Raw genomic sequence first — 17,260 nt, forward strand, 5'->3', positions numbered from 1 at the left:
TCCATGTCGCGCATCATGGTGCGCGCCGGCCCGTCGGGCAGCTGCGCCGACAGGGCCGAGGTGAAGAACACCAGCGACTGCACGGGCTGGCGCAGGTCGTGGCTGGCGGCGGCCAGGAACTTGGTCTTGGCGAGGTTGGCGCGCTCCGCCTCCTCCTTGGCGTTGCGCAGGTCGGCCTCCGCGCGCTTGCGCTCGGAGATGTCGCGCACCGTCCCGGCGAAGATGCGCCGGCCGGCCAGATACCCCTCGCCCACCGCAAGGTCCATGGGGAAGGTGTTGCCGTCCTTGCGCTTGCCCTCCACCTCGCGGCCGATGCCGATGATGCGTGCCTGCCCCGTGCCCAGGTAGTTGGCCAGGTACTGGTCGTGCGCCTGCCGGTAAGGCGAGGGCATCAGCACGCTGACGTTGCGCCCCAGCACCTCGGCGGCGCTGTAGCCGAAGATGCGCTCGGCCGCGCGGTTGAAGCCCTCGATGCGGCCCTGCTCGTCGATGGTGATGATGCCGTCGACGGCGGCCTCCAGGATGGCGCGGTTCTTGGCCTCGCTGTGGCGCAGCCGCTCCTCCGTCTCCTTGCGCACGGAGATGTCGCGCACGATGCCGGCGAACAGCCGCTCCGGCCCGCTCCCCGACGCGTCGCCCACCGCCAGCTCCATGGGGAAGGTGGTGCCGTCCTTGCGCAGGCCGTGCACCTCGCGCCCCTTGCCGATGATGCGCGCCTCGCCGGTCTCCAGGTAGTTGCGCAGGTACTGGTCGTGGGCGCTGCGGTGCGGCTCGGGCATCAGCATGGCGACGTTGCGCCCCGCCACCTCCGCGGCGGCGTAGCCGAAGATGCGCTCGGCCGCGCGGTTGAAGGCGCGCACGGTGCCCCGCGTGTCGATGATGACGATGGCGTCCACCGCCGCGTCGAGGATCGCCTGGGTCAGCGATTCGTCCCCGCCGCCCCGGTCGCCGGCGTCCGCCGCCGCCGCCGCTGACGGTGCGGCCGGCGCCGCCCGGCGGGCGTGCAGCCACCAGCCGGCCGCGGCCCCGCCCAGGCCCGCCGCCACCGCAACAAGGATGCCGAGCGCCAGCTCCATCCCCGGTCCCCACCCTGTGATTGTCGCCGGTGACGTTTCTTCGTCCCGTGCTCCACAACACTCCGCCCGGCGGAACGGGCCGGCAACCCCTCCATACGGTATAGGCGCGCGGAAATTCCGGTGAGCGCGCTTGGGCTTAGCGGTGGGCTCGGCGGCAGGGCGATCACGTGAAGGCGGCACGGCCCTGCGGAACGCGGCGGCTATGCCGGGCTGCGGTGAAACACGAAGCAACAAAGGCCGCCAAGAGTCACAAAGAAGCCTTGGCTTGGCGGCACGCCGACGGCCGGCGGACACCTCTTCGTGACTCTTTGTGCTCTTTGTTGCTTCGTGTTTCAAAAAATCGCCGCATCGCCGGCACTTGCCTGATCAGGCGATTGCCCTGGGCTCGGCAGCGGGCGTGGGGGTGGACAGCGCCCATGGATCCGCTACCCTTTCCCACAGACGCGGAAATCGCGCGGCAAGGGGGAGGACGGGGCATGGCGCTCAGGGCCGAGCAGCTCAAGGACGAGCTGACCGAGGAGGTCGTGCGGCAGGTGCGCGGGCGGCTGGGGCGCGAGCGCGCCGAGGCGGCGGAACGCTTCGTGCGGCAGTTCTACGCCAACGTGCCGCCCGACGACATCGTGCAGGCACCGGCCGACCAGCTGTACGGCGCCGCCGTCGCCATGTGGCAGTGGGGCCAGCGCCGCGACTTCGGCCGGGCGCGCGTGCGCGTCTACAACCCCCGCATCGAGGAGCACGGCTGGCAGTCCACCCGCACGGTGGTGGAGATCGTCAACGACGACATGCCCTTCCTGGTCGACTCGGTGACGGCCGAGCTGAACCGCCAGGGCCTCACCGTCCACCTCGTCATCCATCCCGTCGTCAAGGTGCGCCGCAACGCCGAGGGCCGTCTGGCCGACCTGTTCGAGCCCGACTCGCCGCCGGACGGCGCCCTGCCTGAATCCTTCATGCACGTGGAGGTCAGCCGCCACACCGACGCCGCCCTGCTGAGGCGGGTGGAGGAGGGGCTGGACCGCATCCTGGCCGACGTGCGCGCGGTGGTCGCGGACTGGCGCCCCATGCGCGAATGCGTGCGCGACGCGCTGGGCGAGGCCGGCAACAGCCGCTCCGCCCTTCCGCCCGACGAGGTGGAGGAGGCCGACGCCTTCCTGCGCTGGCTGGACGACGACCACTTCACCTACCTCGGCTACCGCGAATACCGCTTCGACGCGCCCAACGACGGCGGCGGCGGCGGCGAGCCGGCGCTGACGCTGGTGGAGAACAGCGGCCTGGGCATCCTGCGCGACCCCGCCTACACGGTGTTCGACGGCCTGCGCAACTTCCAGGCGCTGCCGCCGGACGTGCGCCACTTCATCGCCACGCCGCGCGTCCTGATGATCTCCAAGGCGAACCAGCGCGCCACCGTGCACCGCCCGGTGCCGATGGACGCCATCCTGGTCAAGCGCTTCAACGCCCAGGGCCGCATCGTGGGCGAGCGGCTGATCGTCGGCCTGTTCACCTCGGTCGCCTACAACCGCAGCCCGCGCGACATCCCCTTCCTGCGCCGCAAGATCGCCGCCGTGCTGGACCTCGCCGGCTTCGATCCGAAGAGCCACGACGGCAAGGCGCTGCTGAACATCCTGGACACCTTCCCCCGGGACGAGCTGTTCCAGATCGGCGTGGAGGAGCTGTACGACATGGCGCTGGGCATCCTGCACCTGCAGGAGCGCCAGCGCCTCGCGCTGTTCGTGCGCAAGGACCCGTTCGAGCGGTTCGTCTCCGCGCTGGTCTACGTCCCGCGCGACCGCTACGACACGGCGCTGCGGCTGCGCATGCAGGCGATCCTGGAGGCGGCCTTCAACGGCACCTGCACCGCCTTCTACACCCAGCTGGCCGAAAGCGTGCTGGCGCGCATCCACTTCATGGTGAAGACCGAGCCCGGCAAGGTGCCCCCCTACGCCACGGCGGAGATCGAGGCGCGGCTGGTGCAGGCCGCCCGCAGCTGGGCCGACCACCTGCGCGACGCCCTGGTGGAGGCGGAGGGGGACGAGCGCGGGGCGGCGCTGTTCAACCGCTACCGCAACGCCTTCCCCACCGGCTACCGCGAGCTGTTCGCGGCGGAAGCCGCCGTGCACGACATCGCCCGCATCGAGCAGGCGCTGGCGCGCGGCCGCCTCGGCCTCAACCTCTACCGCCCGCTGGAGGCAGCACCGGACGAGCTGAGCTTCAAGCTCTACCACGAAGGCCGCCCGGTGCCGCTGTCCGACGTGCTGCCGATGCTGGAGCACATGGACCTGAAGGTCATCACCGAACTGCCCTTCGAGGTGCAGGCGGCCCGGACGGGAGCGGACGACCGGGAGTCCGGCGTGTGGATCCACGACTTCGCCGTCCGCCTGAAGGCCGGCGGCACGGTCGAGGTGGCGTCCGTGAAGGAGACCTTCCAGGACGCCTTCGCCGCCGTCTGGGACGGGCGGATGGAGGACGACGGCTTCAACCGCCTCGTGCTGCGCGCCGGGCTGACCGCGCGTCAGGTCACGGTGCTGCGCGCCTACGCCAAGTACCTGAAGCAGGCGCGCTTCGCCTTCGGCCAGGACACGCTGGAGGCGACGCTGGCGGCGCACCCGGAAACCGCCGCCCTCATCGTCCGCCTGTTCGAGGCCCGCTTCGATCCCACCCACCGCGACAAGCATGGGCCCGGCGACGAGCAGGCCATCCTCGCCGAGATCGAAACGGCCCTGGACGCCGTCAGCAACCTGGACGAGGACCGCATCCTGCGCCGCTTCGTCAACCTCGTCCGCGCCACGCTGCGCACCAACGCCTATCAGAAGGCCGCCTTTCAGACGAGCGCCGACGGCCAGCCCAAGCCCTACCTTTCCTTCAAGCTGGACAGCGCCGCCGTCGACGACCTGCCGCTGCCGCGCCCGTGGGTGGAGGTCTTCGTCTACTCCCCCCGCATGGAAGGCGTGCACCTGCGCGGCGGCCGGGTGGCGCGCGGCGGCATCCGCTGGTCCGACCGGCGCGAGGACTTCCGCACCGAGATCCTCGGCCTGATGAAGGCGCAGATGGTGAAGAACGCCGTCATCGTGCCCGTCGGCTCCAAGGGCGGCTTCGTCGTCAAGCGCCCGCCGCCCGCGTCCGCCGGCCGCGAGGCCGCCCTGGCCGAGGGGATCGAGTGCTACCGCACGCTGATGCGCGGCCTGCTCGACGTCACCGACAACCTGGGTCCCGACGGCGCGGTGATCCCGCCCACGGACGTGGTGCGGCATGACGGCGACGATCCCTACCTGGTGGTGGCGGCCGACAAGGGCACGGCCACCTTCTCCGACATCGCCAACGGCATCTCGCTCGATTACGGCTTCTGGCTGGGCGACGCCTTCGCGTCCGGCGGCAGCCAGGGCTACGACCACAAGAAGATGGGCATCACCGCCCGCGGCGCCTGGGAATCCGTCAAGCGCCACTTCCGCGAACTGGGCCGCGACATCCAGAACCAGGACTTCACCTGCGTCGGCGTCGGCGACATGTCCGGCGACGTGTTCGGCAACGGCATGCTGCTGTCGCGCCACACGCGGCTGGTCGGCGCCTTCGACCACCGCCACGTCTTCTGCGACCCCGACCCGGATCCCGAAACCTCCCGGGCGGAGCGCCGGCGCCTGTTCGACCTGCCGCGCTCCTCCTGGGCCGACTACGACGCCAGCCTGCTGTCCGACGGCGGCCGGATCTACGAGCGCGGCGCCAAGTCGCTGGAACTCACCCCGCAGATCAAGGCGCGCTTCGGCCTGACCCAGGACCACGTCACCCCGGCCGAGCTGATGCAGGCCATGCTGCGGGCCGAGGTGGACCTGCTCTGGCTGGGCGGCATCGGCACCTACGTCAAGGCGGCGGAGGAAAGCAACGCCGAGGTCGGCGACAAGGCCAACGACGCGCTGCGCATCGACGCCGCACTGCTGCGCGCCCGCGTGGTGGGGGAGGGGGCCAACCTGGGCTTCACCCAGCGCGGCCGGATCGAGGCGGCGCGCCACAGCGTGCGCCTCAACACCGACGCCATCGACAATTCGGCCGGCGTCGACACCTCCGACCACGAGGTGAACATCAAGATCCTGCTGAACGGCGTGGTCGCGCGCGGCGACATGACCATGAAGCAGCGCGACGAGCTGCTGGCCCGCATGACCGACGAGGTCGGCGCCCTCGTGCTGGCCGACAACTACCGCCAGACGCAGGCGCTGACCGTGGCCCAGGCCCGCGGGGCGGAGATGCTGGAGCCGCAGGCCCGCTTCATCCGCGCGCTGGAGCGCGCCGGCAAGCTGAAGCGCCGGATCGAGTTCCTGCCCGACGAGGAGGAACTGGCCGAGCGTATGGCCGACCGCCAGGGACTGACCCGGCCGGAACTGGCGGTGCTGCTGGCCTATGCCAAGATCACGCTGTACGACGACCTGCTGGCGTCCGACCTGCCGGACGACCCGTTCATGGCCGACGACCTGAAGCGCTACTTCCCCGAACCGCTGCGCGAGCGTTTCGCCGAGGCCATATCCGCGCACCGGCTGCGCCGCGAGATGGTCGCCACCAGCGTCACCAACAGCCTCGTCAACCGCGTTGGCCCGGTGTTCGTCAAGGAGATGATGGAGAAGACCGGCATGGGGCCGGCCGACGTGGCGCGCGCCTACACCATCGTGCGCGACGCCTTCGGCCTGCGCGCCCTGTGGACCGCGATCGAGGAGCTGGACACGCTGGTCCCCGCCTCGGCGCAGACGGCGATGCTGGTGGAGACGATCGTGCTGATGGAGCGCGCGGTGGCGTGGTTCCTCACCACCTGCGCCCAGCCGCTGGACATCGCCGCCGAGACGGCGGCCTTCCGCCCCGGCATCGAGGCGCTGGCCGCCGACCTGGACGCCATCCTGGACGCGGAGGAGGCGGCGCGGCTGGCCGCCCGCGCGCTGGCCTACACGGCGGAAGGCGTGCCGGACGACCTCGCGCGGCGCATCGCCGCGCTGCCGGTGCTGGCGGCGGCCCCCGACCTCGTGCGCATCGCCGAGCGCACGGGGCGCGCGGTGGAGGGGGTGGCGGCGGTGTACTTCCTGCTGGGCCGCCGCTTCGGGCTGGAATGGCTGCGCGACAAGGCCGCCTCGGTGAAGGCGGACAACCACTGGCAGAAGCAGGCGACGGCGGCGCTGGTGGACGACCTGTTCGCCCACCAGACGCAGCTGACGGTGCGCGTGCTGGACTCCGCTGGCGATCCCGAATCCTGGATCGCCCAGCGCCGCCCGGTGGTGGAGCGGATCGAGCAGCTTCTCACCGAACTGCGTACCCAGCCGGCCGTCGACCTCGCCATGCTGGCGGTGGCCAACCGCCAGCTCCGGGGCCTGACAGCGGGGTAGCGGCGCTGCTTATCCGCAGCCGCCGCGCCCCTTCAGCGCCTCGCCCAGCGGCACCGTGCCGCTGCCCGGCCGCGCCGGCTGCTGCTGGCTCTCGTGCGGGGCCCAGGCGGCGAGGTACAGCACCTGGAAGGTCGCCGGGATGCGCCCGTCCGGCTCGGCGAAGCGCTCGGCGTAGAGTGCGGCCGCCGTGAACAGCATCTCGCGCCGGGCCGGCACCGTGCGGCGGGCCAGCACGGCGTTGGTCTCGCCCATGCCGCGCAGGTCGCGCATCAGCGCCAGCGCGTCGGCGTAGGTGACGGTGATGGTGTCGCTGTCCACCACGGGCAGCGCGAAGCCGGCGCGCTGCAGCAGGCTGCCGGCATCGCGCACGTCGGCGAAGGGCGACACGCGCGGGCTGGCGCCGCCGGACACCGCCAGTTCCGCCTCCATCAGGCAGCGGCGCAGCTCGCTCAGCGTCTCGCCGCCCAGCATGGCGGCGCAGAAGAACCCGTCCGGCTTCAGTGCTCGCCGAACCTGCACCAGCGCACCCGGCAGGTCGTTCACCCAGTGCAGGCTGAGGTTCGACACGACGAGGTCGAAGCTGGCCGGCGCGAAGGGCAGCGCCTCCTCGTCCGCCGCCACGGCCGGCGTCCCGGCGCGGCGGGCGAACTCCGGCGACAGGTCGCAGGACACCAGCGTCTCGATGCCCTTTTGGCCGGCCAGCACGCGCCGCATCACGCCGTCGTGGCTGCCCAGGTCGAGTGCCGTGGGGAAGCCGCGCGTCACGTCGTGCAGGCGGTCGGCGATGCGCTCGCCGATCTCCTCGAACAGAAAGGAATGCTCGGCGAAGGCGGGGGAGGATGCGGCGCGGTCACGGCGGCGGCGGACGAGCGCGCGGTCGAAGACCGTCATCGTGTCGGGCATGGTGTCGGGCTGGCTCATGCCCGCAATATACCTCAGGCGCCTGCCTCTACAACCGTCGGCGGATGCCGGAAATTCGGCTAACATGCCGCCGCACGCCAGCCGGAGAGGGACCATGAGCATCGCCGACGCCATCGGCGCCACTTACGACGCCATCATGGTCATCATCAAGATGACCTTCCCGGCGCTGCTGATCACCACGGCCATCGGCCTCGTCCTGACGCTGTTTCAGTCGGTGACGCAGATCCAGGACCAGACGCTGCAGCAAAACCTGAAGATCTTCGCCACCATCGTCATCCTGTTCGTGACGGCGCCGGCGCTGTACATCGCGCTGCACGACTTCACCATGGTCATCTTCGACCGCATCGCCTCAATCCACTGAGGTGCCCATGCTCGCCCGTTTCCTTGCCGCCGCGCTGAACGCGCTGCTGCCGCCGCGCTGCCTGTCCTGCGGCGCGCCGGTGGACCGGCAGGGCGGGCTGTGCCCGGCGTGCTGGGGGGCGCTGACCTTCATCACGGCGCCCCACTGCGCCTGCTGCGGCCTGCCCTTCGCCTACCAGCAAGGGGACGGCACCCTGTGCGGCGCCTGCGTGGCGTCGGTGCCGGCCTTCGCGCGGGCGCGCTCGGTGCTGGTCTACGACGACGCCAGCCGGCCGCTGGTGCTGGGCTTCAAGCATGGCGACCGCACGCACGCGGCGGTGGCCTATGGGGCGTGGCTGGCGCGCGCCGGGGCGGAGCTGCTGGCCGACGCCGACCTGCTGGCGCCGGTGCCGCTGCACCGCTGGCGCCTGTTCCGCCGCCGCTACAACCAAGCGGCCCTGCTGGCCCAGGCGGCGGGCCGCGTGTCGGGGCGGCCGGTGGTGCCGGACCTGCTGGTGCGCCGCCGCTCCACCCCGTCGCAGGGCGGGCTGGACCGCGCCGGCCGGCAGAAGAACGTGGCCGGCGCCTTCCGCCTGAAGCGCGGCAAGGCGGAGGTGGCCGGCAAGCGCGTCGTCCTCGTCGACGACGTGATGACCACCGGCGCCACGCTGGCCGAATGCGCCAAGGTGCTGCGCCGCGCCGGGGCCGCGCGCGTCGACGTGCTGACGCTGGCCCGCGTCGTGCGGCCCTGAACCGCAGCTCCCACATCTGGTACGGCCGGCCGGCCGCGATATATAGGGCGGGAGACTGTCTGTAAGAGTGGGACCCTATGGCCGACGTCGTCATCTACACCACCCCGTTCTGCCCCTATTGCACCCGCGCCAAGCGCCTGCTCGACGGCAAGGGGGTGAAGTACGAGGAGATCGACCTCTACATGCACCCCGGCCGCCGCGACGAGATGGTGCAGCGCGCCCAGGGGCGCACCACCGTTCCCCAGGTCTTCATCGACGGCAAGCCGTACGGCGGCAGCGACGACATCCACGCGCTCGACCGCGCCGGCAAGCTCGACCCGCTGCTGGGCCTCGCCTGATGAGCGGCCTGATGAAGGCGGCCTGCGTCCAGGTCAACGCCGGGCCGGAAATCCAGCCGAACCTGGCCGCCGCCGGCGACCTCGTGCGCCGCGCCCGCGACGCCGGGGCCGACTTCATCGCCATGCCGGAGAACGTCAGCCTGATCGTGCAGGGCCGCGCCAACGTGCTGGCCCGCGTGAAGCCGGAATCCGAGCATCCCGGCGTTCCCTTCTTCACCGATCTGGCGCGCGAGACCGAGGCGTGGCTGCTGGTCGGCTCGCTGGGCATTTTGCTGGAGGAGGGGCGCGTCGCCAACCGCAGCTACCTCATCAATGCGGACGGCCGGATCGTCGCCACCTACGACAAGATCCACATGTTCGACGTGGACCTGAAGGAGGGCGAGAGCTACCGCGAGTCCGCCACCTTCCGCCCGGGCGAGCGCGCCGTGGTCGCCACCACGCCGTGGGGCGGGGTGGGGATGACCGTGTGCTACGACGTGCGCTTCCCGCACCTGCACCGGGCGCTGGCGCACGCCGGGGCGCGCATCCTCACCGTGCCGGCCGCCTTCACCGTGCCCACCGGCCGGGCGCACTGGCACGTGCTGCTGCGCGCGCGCGCCATCGAGACGGGGTGTTTCGTCATCGCCCCGGCGCAGACCGGCACCCATGACGCCGGCCGCCGCACTTACGGCCATTCCCTGATCATCGGACCCTGGGGCGAGGTCCTGGCCGACGGCGGCGAGGAGGTGGGCATCGTCACCGCCGACCTCGACCTCTCCCAGGTCGACGAGGCCCGCCGCATGGTCCCGGCCCTGACCCACGACCGCCCCTTCGAGGTGGTCCGGGCGGAGTAGGCGGCGGCGGTCACTCCTCCGCCGCCGGGCGCAGGGGTCTTCCCCGCATCCAGTTCCACAGCGGGCCGGTGGCGACCACCAGGGCGACGCCGATCAGGTTCAGCGCCACCACCAGGATCAGGTAGTCCACCACCTCGAACGCCGACAGCCACTGCCGCAGCGGCGCCTGCGTCAGCAGCCGGGTGCCGGCGTACAGCGGCGGCACCGCCGCGCACAGCACCAGCGCCACCCGGTCCGGGCGCCAGTCGCAGCGGCGCGCCGGTTCCGGGTCGGGGTCGACCAGCGTGCGCGGCCACACCACCACTGTTCCGGCGTAGGCGTACAGCAGCAGGGTCAGCGCCGGCTCCAGCCAGCCCTGCACGGCATCGCCGATCCCGATCCAGTCGCCGTACACGTGCACGCCCAGCCCCACCGCCAGCGCGCCCAGCAGCACCGGCAGCACCGCCGCCGGCCGGCGCCGCCGCTCCGCGAACGACGCTACCCCCGCCAACACCGCGGTTCCGAGGAACGAACCGTCGCCGGCACGCGGGTCGGCCAGCACCGTGTACGCCACCGCCAGCATCAGCGTGACCAGCGCCGCCGTCCGCCCGTCCAGCCGCCGGTACGCCAGGAACGCGGCCCCAAGCGTACACAGCGCGCCACCCACGCGTACGGCCGTCATGGCGGTGTACGGTGGGGCGAGGTCCAGGTGTTCCAGCAGGGCGGCATACTGGCCAGCGACGTAGGCCGGGGCGGGGTGCAGGAACGGCGCCGTCAGAACGGTGGCAAGCCCGGTCAGCAGCCATGGCACAACGCGCGGCCGCACCGCGCCGAACAGAAGTGCCGGCACCAGCGCCGCCGGCTGCGCCACCGCCGCCAGCGCCAGCAGCAGGCCGCCGCGCGCCCGGCGGTCCCACGCCAGATCCACGGCGGCGTGCAGCAGCACCGCCGTGGTCATCACGTCCCAGTCGCCGCGCAACACGCCGGTCGCGGCGGCCGGGATGGCCAGCGCCAGCACGCGGAACGCGACCGGTCCCAGCGCGTCCGGGCGCACGAGGTCGGCCGCGCGGTACACCGCCCAGGTCAGGACCGTCACCGACAGCAGGCGCCAGACCTGGTCGGCGATGCCCAACGGCAGCAGCGCCAGCGGGCCGAACATCAGGTTCGCGGACGGCAGGAGCGGGACATCGGCGGCAGGGGCGGGACGGCCGGCCCACCAGTCGAGCGCGGCGGCGGCGTACGGCCCGGTCGCCGTCTCCATCGGCCGGGCGGCGGCCAGAACGGCGGCCAGGACAGCGATGGTGGCGTTGAACAGGACCCACAGCGCCAGCCCCCAGTTCCGGCGCACCCATCCCGTGACACACCGCCCGTCCGCCGCGCACGCGCGCGGGCGTGCGCTGCCGCCGACCGTCATCGTCCCCGTCCAGCCATAAATCCCCCTGCTGGTGTACCGGATTCTCCTTTCGCGGTCCAGGCGCGCGGCAGCGCTTCAGGTGGGCTTGCTCAGGTCGGCCCCATCAGCTCGGCAGGGCATGCGGCTCCGGCGCCGTTTCCCCCATCCTTTCGCCCGTTCCGTCGTTCACCGCGGCGATGCGCTGCACCACCGCCGGGCGCGGGCGGTCGACGATGCCGTGTTCGTACGCGACGACCTGAAGCCGGTCCCGCGCCACCTCCAGCAACTCGCCCGGCCGCAGCAGGAAGGCGGGCGACGACGGCTTGCCGAACCGCGCGTTTCCGGCCGCGAAGGTCTCGTAGAGCAGCACGCCGCCCGGCGCCAGCACGTCCAGCAGCGCCCCGAACAGCGGCCGGTGCAGGTAGTTGGCGACGACCACCGCGGCGAAGCGCCGCTCGCCCGGCAACGGCCACGGATTGCCGTTCTCCAGGTCGGCCGCCACCAGTTCCACGCCCGGCGCGCCGCGCAGGTTGGCGACGCCGCCCAGGTCGATGTCGACGCCGGTCACCGGGTGCCCGCGCTCCCGGAAGAAGCGCAGGTGCCGCCCGCCGCCGCAGGCGAGGTCGAGCACCGGCCCGCCGGCCGGCACCAGCGGCGCGAAGCGGGCGATCCAGGCGGACGGCGCCCCGGCGCAATGTGGCGCTGCTGTGCTGCTCACGGCGTTCTCCCTCGCACGGCGTTTTCCTTTTCCATGGACGGGCCATATTGATTTCGAACGGTTCCAGGCCCAATAAAGGGCGCACCGACTATAGTCGAGCTTCCGCACCGCCGCGACACCGCCCCGATAACGCCCCCGACATTGCCATGATCCTGTTCCAGCTGAAGTGCACCGCCGACCACCGTTTCGAGGCGTGGTTCCGCGACGGCGCCACCTACGACGCGCAGGCCGCCGCCGGCACCATCACCTGCCCGGTCTGCGGCGATGCCGGCGTGAGCAAGGCCCCCATGGCGCCGCGCATCGTCAAGTCGCGCTCCAAGTCGCCGCAGGAGGCGCCGCGGCAGGCACCCCAGGCGCCGCAGGGTGGCGAGGGGAAGGTGCCGCAGGAGGTGCAGGCCGAGGTGCTGCGCCAGTTGGCCGAGCTGCGCCGGGCGGTCGAGACGAACTGCGACTACGTCGGGGACCGCTTCGCCGAGGAAGCGCGGCGCATCCATTACGGCGAGACCGACCCGCGCGGCATCTACGGCGAGGCCACCCCTGGTGACGTCGAGGAGCTGAAGGAAGAGGGTGTGACAATACACCGCATCCCCTGGCTGCCGCGCACGAATTCCTGAGCGCCGCTCCCCCCGCGTTCCCCACAAAAGCCCCGTCTTCTGCCGCATTGCAGCATGGCCGCCGCATGCCTGCCATGCGCTTGAGCGCCCGCCGCGCGCGGCGTCAAGCGGCATTTTCGTTGGGCTGGGCATCAAAATGGTTGACGGGACGGTGGGTTGTAAAGACCATACGCCTCCGAGTGTCTTAACGACCCGACATAAAGCTCTCTGGCACTCGCGAGGGGACGCACTATGCAAGAAAATGCTCAGAGGATTCTCGCGAATCCCAAGTTTCAGGAATTGATCGCCAAGCGCTCCGCGTTCGCGTGGACGCTGTCGGTGATCATGCTCATCATCTACTTCGGCTTCATCCTCCTGGTCGCCTTCGGCAAGGCCTTCCTGGGCACCCGCCTGGGCACCGGCGTGATGACCTGGGGCGTGCCGATCGGCGTGTTCACGATCGTCTCGGCCTTCATCCTGACGGGCATCTACGTCCGCCGGGCGAACGGCGAGTTCGACGAGCTGAACCGTCAGATCCTGGAGGAGTCGAAGTAATGCGCGCTCTGTTCACCCGCATGGGCGCGGCCGTCGCGGCTGCCGGCGCCCTGCTGCCCACGGCCGCCCTGGCCGCGGCCGTCGAAGGCGCCGTCCAGAAGCAGGCGACGAACTACGAAGCCATCATCATGTTCGGCGTCTTCGTTGCGGCGACGCTGGGCATCACCTTCTGGGCCGCCCGCCGCACCAAGTCGGCCAAGGACTTCTATGCCGCCGGCGGCGGCATCACCGGCTTCCAGAACGGCCTCGCCATCGCCGGCGACTACATGTCGGCCGCGTCGTTCCTCGGCATCGCCGGCCTCGTCTACATGAACGGCTTCGACGGCCTGATCTTCTCGGTGGGCTGGCTGGTCGGCTGGCCGATCATCCTGTTCCTGATCGCGGAACGGCTGCGCAACCTCGGCAAGTACACCTTCGCCGACGTCGCCTCGTACCGCTTCCAGCAGACCCCGATCCGCACGCTGTCGGCCTGCGGCTCGCTGGCCACGGTGACGTTCTACCTGATCGCGCAGATGGTGGGTGCCGGCAAGCTGATCCAGCTGCTGTTCGGCATGGACTACATCTGGGCGGTGGTGATCGTCGGCGTGCTGATGATCGCCTACGTGACCTTCGGCGGCATGCTCGCCACCACCTGGGTGCAGATCATCAAGGCGGTGCTGCTGCTGTCGGGTGCGTCGTTCATGGCCATCATGATCCTGGCCAAGGTCGGCTTCAGCCCCGAGGCGCTGTTCAAGAGTGCCACCGAGGTGGACACCAAGGGCTTCGCGATCATGCAGCCGGGCGCGCTCATCAACGACCCGATCTCGGCGATTTCGCTGGGCATGGCGCTGATGTTCGGCACCGCCGGCCTGCCGCACATCCTGATGCGCTTCTTCACGGTGTCGGACGCCAAGGAAGCCCGCAAGTCGGTGTTCTACGCGACCGGCTTCATCGGCTACTTCTACATCCTCACCTTCATCATCGGCTTCGGCGCCATCCTGCTGATCCTGGCCCCGGACGCCACCGGCGCCTATCCGTTCCTGAAGGCGGCCCCGGCGGCCGGTGCGCTGGCCAACCCGGCGGACATCGTCGGCGGCTCCAACATGGCGGCCATCCACACCGCCAAGGCCATCGGCGGCAACCTGTTCTACGGCTTCATCTCGGCCGTCGCGTTCGCCACCATCCTGGCGGTGGTCGCGGGCCTGACGCTGGCCGGCGCCTCGGCCGTGTCGCACGACCTGTACGCCTCGGTCATCGCCAAGGGCCGCGTGTCGGAGCGTGACGAGATCCGCGTGTCGAAGATCACCACCGTGGTCATCGGCATCGTCTCGATCTTCCTCGGCATCGCGTTCGAGAACCAGAACGTCGCCTTCATGGTCGGCCTCGCCTTCGTCATCGCGGCCTCGGCGAACTTCCCGATCCTGCTGATGAGCATGTTCTGGAAGCGCATGACCACCCGCGGCGCCGTGATGGGCGGCTGGATCGGCCTGATCTCGTCGGTCGTCATGCTGGTGCTGGGCCCGACCGTGTGGAAGGCCGTGCTGGGCAACCCGACGGCGATCTTCCCGTACGACAACCCGGGCCTGTTCTCGATCACCCTGTCGTTCCTCGGCATCTGGTTCTTCTCGATCACCGACAACAGCCAGGCCGCCAAGGACGAGCAGCGCGCGTTCGACGCCCAGTACATCCGGTCGCAGACCGGCCTGGGTGCGGAAGGCGCTTCCGCTCACTAAGCACCAAAGGTCGCACCCGCTTCCGCGACACGCGGGGGTGGTGTAGGCTCCCAGGCGCCTCGGGACACGCCGTCCCGGGGCGCCTTTTCTTTGTCCCGGCGTCGCGGAGCCCGCCTTGCCCGAAGCGTCAGCGCCCGAAACCTTCGATTTCACCGTCCCGCCCTTCGACCGCCTGACCGGGGACGAGCGGCAGCGCCTGCTGCGCGCCCTCGACATGGGCGTGTACCCCGACGGCTTCGTCATCCTCGGCCGCGACGAGCCGGCCGACGTGCTGCACGTGGTCCTGCGCGGGCAGGTGCAGGAACGCCGCGGCGGCGAGGTGGTGGAGGTCTATGGCCCGCACGACGCCTTCGACGTGCGGGCGCTGTTCGGCAACTCCCAATCCCACTCCTTCATTGCCACCGAGGACACCGTGTGCTGGCTGCTGCCGCGCGACGCGCTGGTGGGCCTCGCGCACGCCAATCCGGAATTCGCCCACGTGCTGCACCAGGATTTCGCCACCCGCATGCGGGCTCTGGCCGACGAACGCGACAACCGCGAGATGGCGGCCCTCACCATGGCCCGCATTCGTGAGGCCTACCTGCACCCGCCCGTCTTCGTGGAATCCGCGGCCACCCTGCGCGACGCGGCGGCCGCCATGAAGGACAGCCAGGGCAACGCCGTGCTGGTGCGCGGGGCGGACGGCGCCGTCGGCATCCTGACCGGCACCGACCTGCGCGACCGCGTGGTGCTGGACGGCGTGCCGGTGACGGCGCCGGTCGGCCCGCTGGCGCGCTACACCCTCATCACGCTGGAGCGCGACGACCTGCTGTTCAACGCGCTGATCCTGATGACCAAGCACTCGGTCCGCCGCATCGTGGTGACCGAGAACGGGGCGGTCGTCGGCCTCCTGGAGCAGATCGACCTGCTGGGCGCGCTGTCCAACCACAGCCAGGTCATCGCCCTGCAGATCGACCGCGCCGACGGTCCGGACGAGCTGAAGAAGGCCAGCTTCGACACCATCGGCCTGATCCGCACGCTGCACGCCACCGGCGTCAAGGTGCCCTTCATCGCCGAACTGGTGACCGAACTGAACCGCAAGATCTTCCGCCGCCTGTTCGAGCTGCTGGCGCCGCCCGACCTGCTGGCCAACTCCTGCCTGCTCGTCATGGGCAGCGAGGGGCGCGGCGAGCAGCTCCTGAAGACCGACCAGGACAACGGCCTGATCCTGCGCGACGGCTACGAATGCCCGCAGCTCGATTTCGTCACGGCCGAGTTCACCCGCCGGCTGGTGGAGTTCGGCTACCCGCCGTGCCCCGGCAACATCATGGTTTCGAACCCGGAATGGACGAAGCCGCTGGCGGCCTTCAAGGACGCGGTGTTCCACTGGATCCACCGCCCGGACGAGAACGCGCAGCTCAACCTCGCAATCTTCTACGACGCCGCCGCGGTGGCCGGCGACGCCGCGCTGCTGGCCGACGCCAAGCGCTACCTGCTGGCCAAGCTGTCGGACAACGCCGGCTTCTTCTCGCACTTCGCCCGCCCGGCCCTGGCCTTTGACACGCCGTCGGGCCTGTTCGGCGGGCTGTTCGAACGGCGCGGCGCCCAGCCCATCGACATCAAGAAGGCCGGCATCTTCCCCATCGTGCACGGCGTGCGGGCACTGGCCCTGGAAAAGCACATGGCCGAGACCAACACGGTGGAGCGGCTGTGGGCGCTGGCCGACAAGGGCGTGCTCGACCGCGCGATGGCGGCGGAGCTGGCGGACGCCTTCACCTTCCTGTCCACGCTGCGCCTCAAGGCGCGGGTGGACACGGCCGGCGCGGAAGCCGCCATCGACAACATGGTCCGCCCGGCCGAGATGACGAAGCTGGAGCGCGACCAGCTCAACGACTGTCTGGCGCTGGTGAAGACGTTCAAGGAGTTCATCTCCTACCACTTCCACCTGAACATGCACTGAAGGCGGGGGACGGGCGATGCTCAACCGCAAGGGCGCCACGGTCGATCCGGCCTACGCCTTCCTGCTCGACGGGCACGACGGCGGCGACCTGGTGGCCATCCATTGCGAGGCCACCTCCTTTGACCCCGACAAGGCGGACCTGCGCGCGGTGGCGGCGGTGCGCATCCACGGGCCCCGCATCCTGACCAGCCAGCGCCTGATCGTCCCCTTCTGGCCGACGGAGCCGCCGGAGCCGGCGGTGGACGCGCTGCTGCGCTTCATCGGCAACCGGCCGCTGGTCGGCTATTACCTGGATTTCACGCTGACCTTGCTCGACCGCCTCGTGCAGCCGGTGGCCGGCATTACCCTGCCCAACGAGCGGATCGAGGTGTCCAGCCTCTATTACGACCGTAAGCGCCGGACGCAGGGCAAGAGCGTGGTGGACCTGCGCCTGGACTCGATCGTCGCCGCGCTGGGCCTGCCGCCGCGCGCCGGGGACGACGCCTACGCCAACGCGCTGGCCTCCGCCATGGTCTACCTGCGCCTGAAGCCGCCCGTGCGGTGACGCCCCTGACGTTGGGTTTTGCGGCTGGCGCCTCAACCCAACCTACGTGAGACGTCCGGGTAGGTTGGGTTGAGCGCAGCTGTATAGACCGGAGACATCCTTTACAGGTGTTCGGGGACATCATTGACACATATGGGCGTGGACGAAGCTTAGCGAGGGCTTGGCCATGCCATTCCAGGAGGTGTCGAAGATGTCCCTGCGTCTGGAGTTTGTGACG

At 70.6% G+C, this 17,260-nt stretch carries 14 protein-coding genes; 10 read left to right on the plus strand and 4 right to left on the minus strand.

All coding sequences use genetic code 11. From position 1 onward, the window contains the following. A partial coding sequence (locus VED21_RS23090) for a PAS domain S-box protein (protein ID WP_324886457.1) occupies nt 1-1,076 on the minus strand: 1,076 nt, incomplete at its 3' end. A 476-nt stretch (nt 1,077-1,552) separates the two neighbouring features. Here VED21_RS23090 and VED21_RS23095 point away from each other — a divergent pair. Next, on the plus strand, nt 1,553-6,427 hold the full coding sequence (locus tag VED21_RS23095; RefSeq protein ID WP_324886459.1) for an NAD-glutamate dehydrogenase: 4,875 nt from the start codon (nt 1,553-1,555) through the stop codon (nt 6,425-6,427). Nucleotides 6,428-6,436: 9 nt separating this feature from the next. On the opposite strand, the gene VED21_RS23100 is transcribed toward VED21_RS23095, so the two are convergent. After that, nucleotides 6,437-7,348: a methyltransferase domain-containing protein gene (locus VED21_RS23100; RefSeq protein WP_324886461.1), complete on the minus strand. Its 912-nt coding sequence runs from the start codon at nt 7,346-7,348 to the stop codon at nt 6,437-6,439. 94 nt (nt 7,349-7,442) lie between these two features. Here VED21_RS23100 and VED21_RS23105 point away from each other — a divergent pair, with 94 nt between their 5' ends. The 4 genes from VED21_RS23105 (at nt 7,443) to VED21_RS23120 (ending at nt 9,610) form a co-directional block, all read left to right on the plus strand. Then, a complete protein-coding gene (locus VED21_RS23105; RefSeq protein ID WP_324886463.1) occupies nt 7,443-7,709 on the plus strand; it encodes a flagellar biosynthetic protein FliQ in 267 nt (88 codons plus the stop codon). Between the two features lie 7 nt (nt 7,710-7,716). Continuing rightward, on the plus strand, nt 7,717-8,439 hold the full coding sequence (locus VED21_RS23110; protein ID WP_324886465.1) for a ComF family protein: 723 nt from the start codon (nt 7,717-7,719) through the stop codon (nt 8,437-8,439). 77 nt (nt 8,440-8,516) lie between these two features. Further along, nucleotides 8,517-8,777: a glutaredoxin 3 gene (gene grxC, locus VED21_RS23115; RefSeq protein ID WP_324886467.1), complete on the plus strand. Its 261-nt coding sequence runs from the start codon at nt 8,517-8,519 to the stop codon at nt 8,775-8,777. After that, a complete protein-coding gene (locus tag VED21_RS23120; protein WP_324886469.1) occupies nt 8,777-9,610 on the plus strand; it encodes a carbon-nitrogen hydrolase family protein in 834 nt (277 codons plus the stop codon). The genes grxC and VED21_RS23120 overlap by 1 nt, the downstream gene beginning before the upstream one ends. Before the next feature lie 10 nt (nt 9,611-9,620). Here the strand turns inward: VED21_RS23120 and VED21_RS23125 are convergent, their stop codons facing one another. Together VED21_RS23125 and VED21_RS23130 are read right to left on the minus strand one after the other, a co-directional pair. Next, nucleotides 9,621-11,003 (minus strand): glycosyltransferase 87 family protein, encoded by a 1,383-nt coding sequence (locus tag VED21_RS23125; protein ID WP_324886471.1) that lies wholly within the window; start codon nt 11,001-11,003, stop codon nt 9,621-9,623. A 103-nt stretch (nt 11,004-11,106) separates the two neighbouring features. Beyond that, entirely contained in the window at nt 11,107-11,700 is a 594-nt protein-coding gene (locus VED21_RS23130; RefSeq protein WP_324886473.1) for a class I SAM-dependent methyltransferase, read from the minus strand. Nucleotides 11,701-11,846: 146 nt separating this feature from the next. On the opposite strand from VED21_RS23130, the gene VED21_RS23135 reads away from it, so the two are divergent. From VED21_RS23135 to VED21_RS23155, 5 genes are all read left to right on the plus strand, one after another. Then, nucleotides 11,847-12,314: a DUF1178 family protein gene (locus VED21_RS23135; protein WP_324886475.1), complete on the plus strand. Its 468-nt coding sequence runs from the start codon at nt 11,847-11,849 to the stop codon at nt 12,312-12,314. A gap of 231 nt (nt 12,315-12,545) precedes the next feature. Then, entirely contained in the window at nt 12,546-12,848 is a 303-nt protein-coding gene (locus VED21_RS23140; protein WP_324886477.1) for a DUF485 domain-containing protein, read from the plus strand. After that, entirely contained in the window at nt 12,848-14,560 is a 1,713-nt protein-coding gene (locus VED21_RS23145; RefSeq protein WP_324886479.1) for a cation acetate symporter, read from the plus strand. The genes VED21_RS23140 and VED21_RS23145 overlap by 1 nt, the downstream gene beginning before the upstream one ends. A 115-nt stretch (nt 14,561-14,675) precedes the next feature. Next, the gene (locus VED21_RS23150) at nt 14,676-16,499 is read left to right on the plus strand and encodes a putative nucleotidyltransferase substrate binding domain-containing protein (protein ID WP_324886481.1); all 1,824 of its coding nucleotides are present in this window, start codon (nt 14,676-14,678) and stop codon (nt 16,497-16,499) included. A gap of 16 nt (nt 16,500-16,515) precedes the next feature. Further along, the gene (locus tag VED21_RS23155) at nt 16,516-17,043 is read left to right on the plus strand and encodes a DNA polymerase III (protein WP_324886483.1); all 528 of its coding nucleotides are present in this window, start codon (nt 16,516-16,518) and stop codon (nt 17,041-17,043) included. The last annotated feature ends 217 nt before the right edge of the window (nt 17,044-17,260 follow it).

The sequence above is a fragment of the Azospirillum sp. genome (assembly GCF_035627195.1).
Taxonomy (GTDB): Bacteria; Pseudomonadota; Alphaproteobacteria; order Azospirillales; family Azospirillaceae; genus Azospirillum.

Excerpts from the sequence above, each read along its gene's own strand:
- VED21_RS23095 (WP_324886459.1), top strand. The coding sequence starts at position 1,553 with ATGGCGCTCAGGGCCGAGCAGCTCAAGGACGAGCTGACCGAGGAGGTC.
- VED21_RS23100 (WP_324886461.1), bottom strand. The coding sequence starts at position 7,348 with ATGAGCCAGCCCGACACCATGCCCGACACGATGACGGTCTTCGACCGC.
- VED21_RS23105 (WP_324886463.1), top strand. The coding sequence starts at position 7,443 with ATGAGCATCGCCGACGCCATCGGCGCCACTTACGACGCCATCATGGTC.
- VED21_RS23110 (WP_324886465.1), top strand. The coding sequence starts at position 7,717 with ATGCTCGCCCGTTTCCTTGCCGCCGCGCTGAACGCGCTGCTGCCGCCG.
- grxC (WP_324886467.1), top strand. The coding sequence starts at position 8,517 with ATGGCCGACGTCGTCATCTACACCACCCCGTTCTGCCCCTATTGCACC.
- VED21_RS23120 (WP_324886469.1), top strand. The coding sequence starts at position 8,777 with ATGAGCGGCCTGATGAAGGCGGCCTGCGTCCAGGTCAACGCCGGGCCG.
- VED21_RS23125 (WP_324886471.1), bottom strand. The coding sequence starts at position 11,003 with ATGACGGTCGGCGGCAGCGCACGCCCGCGCGCGTGCGCGGCGGACGGG.
- VED21_RS23135 (WP_324886475.1), top strand. The coding sequence starts at position 11,847 with ATGATCCTGTTCCAGCTGAAGTGCACCGCCGACCACCGTTTCGAGGCG.
- VED21_RS23140 (WP_324886477.1), top strand. The coding sequence starts at position 12,546 with ATGCAAGAAAATGCTCAGAGGATTCTCGCGAATCCCAAGTTTCAGGAA.
- VED21_RS23145 (WP_324886479.1), top strand. The coding sequence starts at position 12,848 with ATGCGCGCTCTGTTCACCCGCATGGGCGCGGCCGTCGCGGCTGCCGGC.
- VED21_RS23155 (WP_324886483.1), top strand. The coding sequence starts at position 16,516 with ATGCTCAACCGCAAGGGCGCCACGGTCGATCCGGCCTACGCCTTCCTG.